Here is an 8,561-nt window from a genome sequence, read left to right as displayed (position 1 = left end):
CCGACCAGGTGGTTGGAGATCGCCCAGCACTTCAGACCGTACTTCTCCAGCAGTTGGTGGCGGGACTTCACATACGACGGATCGGCGAGCGCCTTGTCGACCTCGAAGTGGTCGCCCCAGCAGGCGAGTTCGAGTCCGTCGTAACCGAAGTCGCGCGCCAGACGGCAGACCTCCTCCAGCGGCAGATCGGCCCACTGACCGGTGAACAGCGTGAACGGGCGTGGCATGTCGCGAAACCCTCCTCAGACAGCGATCGGTGTGTAGACGCAGTTCTTCTCCGCGCTCTCCTCCACGGCCGCCAGCACCCGCTGCACCTGGAGCCCCTCCGCGAACGACGGCCTCGGCGCGGTACCCGACGCGATCGCCTCCACCAGGTCACGAGCCTGATGGACGAATGTGTGCTCATAACCGAGACCGTGACCCGGCGGCCACCAGGCCTCCAGATACGGATGATCCGGCTCGGTCACGAGGATGCGACGGAAACCGGCCGTCGCGGCGGGTTCCCGATGGTCGTGGAAGGACAGCTCGTTGAGCCGCTCCAGATCGAAGGCGAGGGAGCCGGAGTCGCCGTTGATCTCCAGACGCAGGGCGTTCTTGCGTCCGGTCGCCATCCGGGTGGCCTCGAACACGGCCAGCGCTCCCGAAGCGAGGCGGCCCGTGAAGACGGCCGCGTCGTCGACGGTCACCGGTCCGCGCACGGCGCCACCGGACGCAGTGAGGCCGGAGGAGGCGCCGTCGAGGCGGGGGCGTTCCCTGACGAAGGTCTCCAACTGGGCGGAGACGCCGACCAGGACCTCACCCGCCAGGAACTGGGCCAGGTCGACGATGTGTGCGCCGAGGTCACCGAGCGCCCCCGATCCCGCGTGCTCCCGCTGGAGCCGCCACGTCAGCGGGAAGTCGGGGTCGACGAGCCAGTCCTGGAGGTAGCTGACCCGCACATGGCGCAGCGTGCCGAGCCTGCCGTCCGCGATGAGCCGGCGGGCGAAGGTCAGGGCGGGCACACGCCGGTAGTTGAAGCCCACCATGGCCAACTGGCCTCGCGAGCGCGCTGCTTCGGCCGCCGCGACCATGGCCTCTGCCTCGACGACCGAGTTGGCCAGCGGCTTCTCGCACAGCACGTGCTTGCCCGCCTCCAGCGCCGCGATCGCGATCTCCGCGTGGCTGTCACCCGGGGTGCAGATGTCGACGAGTTGCACGTCGTCGCGGGTGATGAGGGCGCGCCAGTCGGTCTCCGTCGCGGCCCAGCCGTGCTTGTCGGCCGCCGCCCGCACCCGTTGGGCGTCCCGGCCGGCGATCGCGGCCAGGACGGGCCGCAGGGGCAGGTCGAACGCGTGTCCCGCGGTGCGCCAGCCCTGGGAGTGCGCGGCGCCCATGAACGCGTAGCCGACCATGCCGACGCCGAGCGTCGGCGGTGCGGTCCGACTGTCCCTCTGTTCCATACGGATTCCTCCTGGTCGGAGTGTCAGTGAGTCGTGGTGCGGTGCGCGGGGGCGGCGGCCAGGTCCGGGCCCGGTCAGATGAAGCCGGTCGGCAGGTACTGGTCGACGTTGTCCTTGGTGACGACGGCCGAGTAGAGGGTCAGGGAGGACGGGATCTCGAACTCGGCGAGGCCGCCGATGCCCTTGCCCTGGCCGAGCGCCCGGGCGAGGTCGATCGCGGAGGCTGCCATGGTCGGCGGGTACAGGACCGTCGCCTTCAGCACGCTGTCGCCTGCCTTGATGGCGTCCATGGCGGACTTGGCGCCCGCGCCTCCGACCATGATGAAGTCGTCGCGCCCGGCCTGGTCGATGGCGCGCAGCGCGCCTACGCCCTGGTCGTCGTCGTGGTTCCACAGCGCGTCGAAGGACGACTGGGCCTGGAGCAGCTGGGCCATCTTCGCCTGCCCGGACTCCACGGTGAAGTCGGCCGCCTGGCGGGCCACCTTGCGGATGTTGGGGTAGTTCTTCAGGGCGTCGTCGAAGCCCTTGGTGCGCTGCTGGGTCAGTTCGAGGTTGTCGAGTCCGGCGAGTTCGACCACCTTGGCGTTCTTCTTGCCCTTGAGCTGCTCGCCGATGTAGTGGCCGGCGTTGAGACCCATGCCGTAGTTGTCGCCGCCGATCCAGCAGCGGTACGCCTGCGGGGAGGCGAACACCCGGTCCAGGTTGACGACGGGGATGCCCGCCCGCATCGCCTGGAGGCCGACCTGGGTGAGGGCCTTGCCGTCGGCCGGCAGGATCACCAGGACGTCGACCTTCTTGTTGATGAGCGTCTGGACCTGGCCGATCTGCTGGGCGGTGTCGTTGGAGCCCTCGGTGATCTCCAGGGTGACGTCCGAGTACTTCTTCGCCCGCGACTTGGCGTTGGAGTTGATGGCGTTCAGCCAGCCGTGGTCGGCCTGCGGTCCGGCGAAGCCGATGGTGACCTGCTTGCCGGGCTTGTCGTCCGCGACCGGGGCGGCGTTGTCCGCGGCCTGTGCCTGCTCCTTGGGCTCGTTGCTGGTGCAGGCCGTGAGCAGTGCGCCGGCTGAGACGGCGGCGGTGCCGAACAGGAGTGCTCTGCGGCTGGTGGAGGCGGGGGTTTCGGGCATGGCGGATCGACCCTTCGAGTGGTTCGAGTGGGCGGTGGGCAGTGGGCGGGGTGCCGGACGGCGGGTCAGGGGCCGCCGTCCGGCACGTACCGCACGGTGTCAGGTGTCGCCGTGCGGCGAGCGGCGCTGGACCAGCACGGCGGCGACGATGATGGCGCCCTTCGCGATCTGCTGGACAGCGGTCTCGAGGTTGTTCAGGGCGAAGATGTTGGTGATCGTGGTGAAGACCAGGACGCCCAGGACGGAGCCGATGATGGTGCCGCGGCCGCCGCTGAGCAGGGTTCCGCCGATGATGGCGGCGGCGATGGCGTCCAGCTCGTAGAGGTTGCCGTTGGTGTTCTGGCCCGACCCGGCGAGCACGATCAGCATGAACGCGGCGATCCCGCAGCACAGTCCGGACAGCAGGTACAGGTACAGGCGTTGGCGGCGGACGTCTATGCCGGCGAGGCGGGCCGCTTCCGCGTTGCCGCCGACCGCGACCGTGCGCCGGCCGAAGGTGGTGCGGTTGAGCACCAGCCAGCCGACGACGGTGACGGCGGCGAAGATCAGGACCAGGGGCGGGATCCCGAGGACGTAGGAGTCCCTGGCCCCCAGGTCGAGCACCGATGCGACGCTCACGATCTGGGTGCTGCCGTCCGTGATCTGCAGCGCCAGACCTCGGGCGGAGGCGAGCATGGCCAGTGTCGCGATGAACGGGACCATCCTGCCGTAGGCGATCAGCAGCCCGTTCACGAGACCGCAGCCGACACCGACGATCAGCGCGGTGAACAGGATGCCCGCGAAGCCGAACTCCTGGGTGGCCACGGTCGTCGCCCACACCGAGGCGAGCGCCACGATCGCGCCGACCGACAGGTCGATGCCGCCGCTGGTGATCACGAACGTCATGCCGACGGTGACGACGCCGATCACGGACGCCTGGGTGAGCACGAGTTGGAGGTTGCTCGTCGCGAGGAACTCGTCCGGCGCGGTGATGCCACCGACCGCGACGAGGGCGGCGAGGACGCCGAGCAGGGACAGGGTGCGCACGTCCCATCCCCACCGTGGACCCGAACTGTGCTTCTCCTGCACGGACTTGGCGGCGGACGTCGGCGCGTCCTTCTGCGCCGCGGTGGTCGGCTGCGTCATGACGTCGGGCTCCCTTCCATCACAAGATCGAGTACGCGGTGCTCGTCGAGCTCCCGGGCGTCCGCCGTGTGCACGACGCTGCCTTCGCGGAGCACCAGCACCCGGTCGGCGAGCCCCAGGACCTCGGGCACCTCGCTGGACACGAGCAGTACGGCCAGGCCCTCGTCGGCCAGCCGGCGGATCACCGCATAGAGCTCCGCGCGGGCGCCGATGTCGACGCCCCTGGTCGGCTCGTCCAGCAGCAGCACCTTGCAGCCGCGCAGCAGCCAGCGGGCCAGGACGGCCTTCTGCTGGTTGCCGCCCGACAGCGTCCTGATCGCCGCGTCCGGGTTGTCCGGGCGCAGGGACAGCTCCCGCACCGCTTCGTGCGTCGCGGCCCGCTCGGTACGGCGGTCGAGCCAGCCCGCGCGGGCGAACCGGGACAGCGTGGAGATCGAGACGTTGCTGCTGACGGACTCCAGCATCAGCAGTCCCTGCGCCTTGCGTTCCTCGGGCGCGAGACCGACGCCGGCACCGACCGCGGCGCGGACGCTGCCGGGGCGCAGCGGGGTGCCGTCGACGAGCACCCGGCCCTCGTCGGGCTTGCGGGCGCCGTAGATCGTCTCCAGGATCTCGCTGCGCCCGGACCCCACGAGCCCGGCCAGGCCGACGATCTCGCCGGGCCGCAGCTCCAGGTCGACCGGCGCGAACTCCCCTCGTCTGCTGAGCCCTTCGACCTTCAGCACGGGCTCCCGCGCCGCGGCGAACCCGGCCTCGGGCCGCTCGGGGAAGACGTACTCCACGTTCCGACCGGTCATCAGGGCGACGACCTCATGGGTCGGTGTGGACTCGGCGGGCAGACCGCCCGCGACCGACCGGCCCTCCTTGAGGACCGTGACCCGGTCGCCGATACGGCGGATCTCCTCGAGGCGGTGGGATATGTAGACGACGGCGACACCGTCGGACGTCAGATCGCCCACGATCCTGAAGAGGTTGTCGACCTCTTCGGGGTCGAGCGCCGCCGACGGCTCGTCCATCACGATCAGCCGCACCTCGTGGGAGAGCGCACGGGCCATCGAGACGATCTGCTGCTGGGCGGCGGACAGTTCACCGACGAGGCGCGTCGGATCGATCTCCGCGTGTCCGAGGCGTTGCAGCAGCTCGGCGGTGGCCGTTCGGGCGGCGGAGCCACGCACGACGAACCCGGCCGCGGTGGGTTCGTGTCCGAGGAAGACGTTCTCCGCGACGGACAGCCCCTCGATCAGGTCGAGTTCCTGGTAGATGGTGGCGATGCCGAGCCGCATGGCGGCGACCGGTGACCCCAGGGTCACGCGCGCACCGCGCCAGGTGATCTCGCCGCTGTCCGGCTGGTGGGCTCCGGCGAGCACCTTGATCAGGGTGGACTTGCCGGCCCCGTTCTGACCGAGCAGGCAGTGCACCTCACCGGCGTGGACCTCGAGATCCACGCCGTCCAGGGCGCGAACACCCGGGAAGGACTTGGTGATACCGGACATGGTGAGCAGGGGTGGATGTGGTGCCATGAGGAATCCCCTCGGCGGATGCGGGCCGTGAGTGGGCAGGGCGGGGCAGGGCAGGGCGGGGCGGAGGGCTGGATCACCCAGGAGTGCGGGCTCGTCTGGAAGTGGGGGATCGCCTGGAAGTGCGGGATAGCCTGGAAGTGATCTGTCGTCGAGGGGGTGGGTGGCGGATCAGGCCGGCGAGAAGACGTGGTCGCTGATAAGCCGGGCCGCGCCGATGGCTCCGGCGGCCGGTCCCAACTCCCCCAGCACGATGGGCAGGTTGCCGGTCGCCAGCGGCAGCGACTGGCGGTAGACCTGGGTCCGGACACTGGCCAGCAAGGTGTGGCCGAGTCCGGTCACACCACCGCCGATCACCACCAGTCCCGGGTTGAAGAAACTGACGAGCCCCGCGATGACCTGCCCCAGGCGCTTCCCGCCCTCGCGGATCAGCTCAAGGGCGACCGGATCCCCGGCCGCCGCGGCAGCCGACACGTCCTCGGCCGTCAGTCGTCCGGCTGTCGCCAGCCGCGCGGCGAGCTGCGCCGAGCGACCTTCACGCGCCGCCTGCTCCGCATCGCCGGCCAGTGCGGCCCCGCTGAAGTGGGCTTCCAGGCAGCCCCGGTTGCCGCAGGCGCACGGGCGGCCGTCGGGCACGGCCTGGATGTGCCCGATGTCGCCGGCGCTGCCCGTCACCCCGCGGTGGACCTCACCGCCGGCGACGATGCCGCAGCCGATACCGGTACCGATCTTGACGCAGAGGAAGTCACCCACGGACCGTGCCACCCCCGCGTGCATCTCCCCCATCGCCATCAGGTTCACGTCGTTGTCGACCATGACCGGACAGCCGAGTTCCTGACTGAGCGCCTCCCGCACGGGAAAGCCGTCCCAGCCCGGCATGATCGGCGGCGCCACCGGAACACCCTCCGGGAAGCGCACCGGCCCCGGAACACCGATACCGGCCCCGTCGAATCCCTCCGCAAGCCCGGAAACCCTCAACTTCGCCGCCATCGCGAGGACTTGCTCGAAGACCGCGACCGGGCCCTCGCGGACGTCCATCGGCTGGTTCAGGTGCCCGAGGACCTCCAACTCCGCGTTGGTCACGGCGACATCGATCGACGTGGCACCGATGTCGACGCCGAGGAAGCGCAGTGTCGGCGAGAGCCGGATGTTGTGCGAGCGGCGGCCTCCGCGGGAGGGGGCCAGCCCGTCCGCGACGACCAGGCCCGTCTCCAGCAGCCGGTCGACCTCGACCGCCAGCTTCGAACGGGACAGGTCCACCAGATCACCCAGCTGGGCACGAGAGTGGGAGCCGTTGTCACGCAACAGACGCAGCAGCCGTCCCTGATGGGGGTTCTCAGGTCGAGCGGTCATCCGTCTCACGATCCCTCCCCTCACCATGACCGGGTTCCGGTCGCCTGTCTCAGCGACGGCGTCGTCGGGCTTTCGAGGAGGAACGTAACAACGATTTTCCAGACTGGGAAGTACTTGTGCAGCAGTCAGACGCTCTTCTTCCACATCCAGGACAAAGTTTGCGATGTGGTGCGTTGGTCAGGTCGACCTACTCAGAATCCAGACCGTCGGGCTCTCGGCAGCGGCTGTGGCGCCGCTTCGGCAGCGCATGGGGCTGGTTCCTGTGACCGAGCAGTTCCTCGCAGAGCTGCCGGATTCGCCTGCCGGGCAGGAGCGCGCCGAACCCGCGAGTCACCCCTTCACCATGCTGTCTCCGGCATTGGAGGGAACCTTGGACTGCTGGTCCGGGGGTGGGCCGATCGCTTACGTCGAGGCTGACTTCCACGGAGGAGACGGGCACCAGACCGCAGCCGTGTGGCAAACCGGCTCGAAGGTGTGGGGCCCGGCCCGTACCAGGGACTTCAGTGGTCCACGGGAAGACTGGCCGATCAATTCCGCGCTCGCCCTGCTCGATGTCGTTCCGGGCCAAGTCGCGGACCACCACGATCTGTTCCTGGAGGTGGGGCTCGGTCAGGAGCAGGACATGGACGGCTGACAGTCGGTCGGCCGAGCAGCCCGATGGGCCGCGACCTACGACGCGTGGGATCAGGCGCAGCGCGCTCAGCAGGAGCGGGTAGCGAGGGCTGCGGCGGAGGTCGAGAAGTATCGGAGGCTCCCCGGTGTTCCGGTGGCTCTGGACGGGCGGGAGATCATGGAGTTGCTGGGCACTCCGCCGGGTCCTCTGATCGGTGCGGCCACTCGCCGCCTTCAGGAGCTGCATCTCGAACGGGGCCCGCTGTCACGGGAGTTGGCCGTGACTCTGCTGCGAGCTTGGGCCGTGGACCAGGAGCCAGGGCATTGAAACCACGGGAAGCGCGACGAGTCGCTGCCAAGTCCCGGGTCAGGCGTCCTCGAACAGCAAGTCCTCCGCCGGGTGGGTCATCCGTACCGTCGTGCCGTTGGTGGTCTCCACCACGTGGTGCAGACCCACGCAGCGCTCCCCCGTGGAGAGGATGGAGTACCGGTCGCCCACGCCGGCGAGGTAGGCGGGGAAGCAGGTGAGCGGCATCGTGCCGAGGTTCAGGTAGTCCACCAGGCGGCGGAACAGCTTGGGCAGGAGCACGGCGTCGTCCGTCAGTGAGGACAGGCCGCTCACCTTGACCCCGCTCAGGGTGACGTCGCTCGGCCACAGCCCCCGGCCCGCCTCCCGCGCCTGTTCGGCCGTGGTGGCCATCTCGGCGCGCAGGCTGGTGAAAAGACTGCGGTAGAACGTGGGGTAGGTCAGGCCTACAGTGAGTAGGTGGTGGTTCAGCGTGGTCCGCAGCAGGGCGGCGTCCACGTCGATCTCCCGGCCGCTGTCCCCCGGCGGTGCGCCGCGACCCGCCAGGGCGATGCAGCGGCCGTGGATGTCGGTGCCCCGCGTGAGGACGAAGCCGGGGACCGTGGCCGGAGTGGTGGCGAGCACGTTCTCGTCGTCGCGCTGGACCTCGGTGAAGCCGATCCAGCTCAGCAGCTCGTCGCGCGCGGCGTGGGCGAACGGCAGGGGCTGGTGGACCCGGTTCGCGCCGTAGTGCGTCTCCAGTGCGTCGATCGCGTCCAGCCGCAGCTTGGCGCGGCCGGTGGCACTGTGCTCCACGGCCCGGCCCAGACCGCCGCCCACGAGGTCCCACTCGGTCGGGTCGGCGGCCGTGAAGGCCACCGTGTCGCCGTCCGGCTGGGTGCCCTTGACGTCGTAGAAGCCTTTGATCAGAAGCATGGGCATGGCGACTCCCAGAAGTGCCTCCTCGGAGTGCCCCCCTCTCTTCAATTGTGCGGCCGAACAGGGCCATTCGCATCTCGTGCCGGGCAACGGACCGCCGCCACGCCGTCAGTTGAGCGAGCGGCGATGCGGCCGGCCGCTCCGCCGATGAGTTTCCCGTGGC

The 8,561-nt window shown here is 69.8% G+C and carries 8 protein-coding genes and 1 pseudogene; 2 read left to right on the top strand and 7 right to left on the bottom strand.

What is annotated here, in order from left to right; translation table 11 throughout:
• From H295_RS0126755 to H295_RS0126735, 5 genes and pseudogenes are all read right to left on the bottom strand, one after another.
• A pseudogene (locus tag H295_RS0126755) lies at positions 1-227 on the bottom strand (sugar phosphate isomerase/epimerase); the annotation flags it as partial.
• A gap of 15 nt (positions 228-242) precedes the next feature.
• Positions 243-1,439 (bottom strand): Gfo/Idh/MocA family protein, encoded by a 1,197-nt coding sequence (locus H295_RS0126750; RefSeq protein ID WP_020138430.1) that lies wholly within the window; start codon positions 1,437-1,439, stop codon positions 243-245.
• A 74-nt stretch (positions 1,440-1,513) separates the two neighbouring features.
• Positions 1,514-2,566, bottom strand: a complete 1,053-nt coding sequence (locus tag H295_RS0126745; RefSeq protein WP_020138429.1) for a substrate-binding domain-containing protein — start codon at positions 2,564-2,566, stop codon at positions 1,514-1,516.
• 99 nt (positions 2,567-2,665) lie between these two features.
• Complete coding sequence (locus H295_RS0126740; protein WP_020138428.1) at positions 2,666-3,691, bottom strand: ABC transporter permease; 1,026 nt, start codon at positions 3,689-3,691, stop codon at positions 2,666-2,668.
• Positions 3,688-5,211: a sugar ABC transporter ATP-binding protein gene (locus tag H295_RS0126735; protein ID WP_028809778.1), complete on the bottom strand. Its 1,524-nt coding sequence runs from the start codon at positions 5,209-5,211 to the stop codon at positions 3,688-3,690. The genes H295_RS0126740 and H295_RS0126735 overlap by 4 nt, the downstream gene beginning before the upstream one ends.
• 18 nt (positions 5,212-5,229) lie before the next feature.
• Between H295_RS0126735 and H295_RS48410 the strand changes: the two genes are divergently transcribed.
• Entirely contained in the window at positions 5,230-5,352 is a 123-nt protein-coding gene (locus tag H295_RS48410; protein WP_020138426.1) for a hypothetical protein, read from the top strand.
• 27 nt (positions 5,353-5,379) lie between these two features.
• On the opposite strand, the gene H295_RS0126725 is transcribed toward H295_RS48410, so the two are convergent.
• A complete protein-coding gene (locus H295_RS0126725; protein ID WP_020138425.1) occupies positions 5,380-6,561 on the bottom strand; it encodes an ROK family transcriptional regulator in 1,182 nt (393 codons plus the stop codon).
• A 262-nt stretch (positions 6,562-6,823) separates the two neighbouring features.
• Here H295_RS0126725 and H295_RS48030 point away from each other — a divergent pair, with 262 nt between their 5' ends.
• On the top strand, positions 6,824-7,195 hold the full coding sequence (locus tag H295_RS48030; protein ID WP_234021683.1) for a hypothetical protein: 372 nt from the start codon (positions 6,824-6,826) through the stop codon (positions 7,193-7,195).
• A 345-nt stretch (positions 7,196-7,540) separates the two neighbouring features.
• Here H295_RS48030 and H295_RS0126710 read toward each other — a convergent pair whose 3' ends face one another.
• A complete protein-coding gene (locus H295_RS0126710; protein WP_020138422.1) occupies positions 7,541-8,401 on the bottom strand; it encodes a hypothetical protein in 861 nt (286 codons plus the stop codon).
• Positions 8,402-8,561 lie beyond the last annotated feature (160 nt).

It is taken from the genome of Streptomyces sp. 351MFTsu5.1 (genome assembly GCF_000383655.1).
Classification (GTDB): domain Bacteria; phylum Actinomycetota; class Actinomycetes; order Streptomycetales; family Streptomycetaceae; genus Streptomyces; species Streptomyces griseorubiginosus.
This window is presented reverse-complemented; position numbering and strand designations above follow the sequence as displayed.

What these genes read in the sequence shown, in the direction of transcription:
- H295_RS0126750 (WP_020138430.1), bottom strand. Translation starts at nt 1,439, where the DNA reads ATGGAACAGAGGGACAGTCGGACCGCACCGCCGACGCTCGGCGTCGGC.
- H295_RS0126745 (WP_020138429.1), bottom strand. Translation starts at nt 2,566, where the DNA reads ATGCCCGAAACCCCCGCCTCCACCAGCCGCAGAGCACTCCTGTTCGGC.
- H295_RS0126740 (WP_020138428.1), bottom strand. Translation starts at nt 3,691, where the DNA reads ATGACGCAGCCGACCACCGCGGCGCAGAAGGACGCGCCGACGTCCGCC.
- H295_RS0126735 (WP_028809778.1), bottom strand. Translation starts at nt 5,211, where the DNA reads ATGGCACCACATCCACCCCTGCTCACCATGTCCGGTATCACCAAGTCC.
- H295_RS48410 (WP_020138426.1), top strand. Translation starts at nt 5,230, where the DNA reads ATGCGGGCCGTGAGTGGGCAGGGCGGGGCAGGGCAGGGCGGGGCGGAG.
- H295_RS0126725 (WP_020138425.1), bottom strand. Translation starts at nt 6,561, where the DNA reads ATGACCGCTCGACCTGAGAACCCCCATCAGGGACGGCTGCTGCGTCTG.
- H295_RS0126710 (WP_020138422.1), bottom strand. Translation starts at nt 8,401, where the DNA reads ATGCCCATGCTTCTGATCAAAGGCTTCTACGACGTCAAGGGCACCCAG.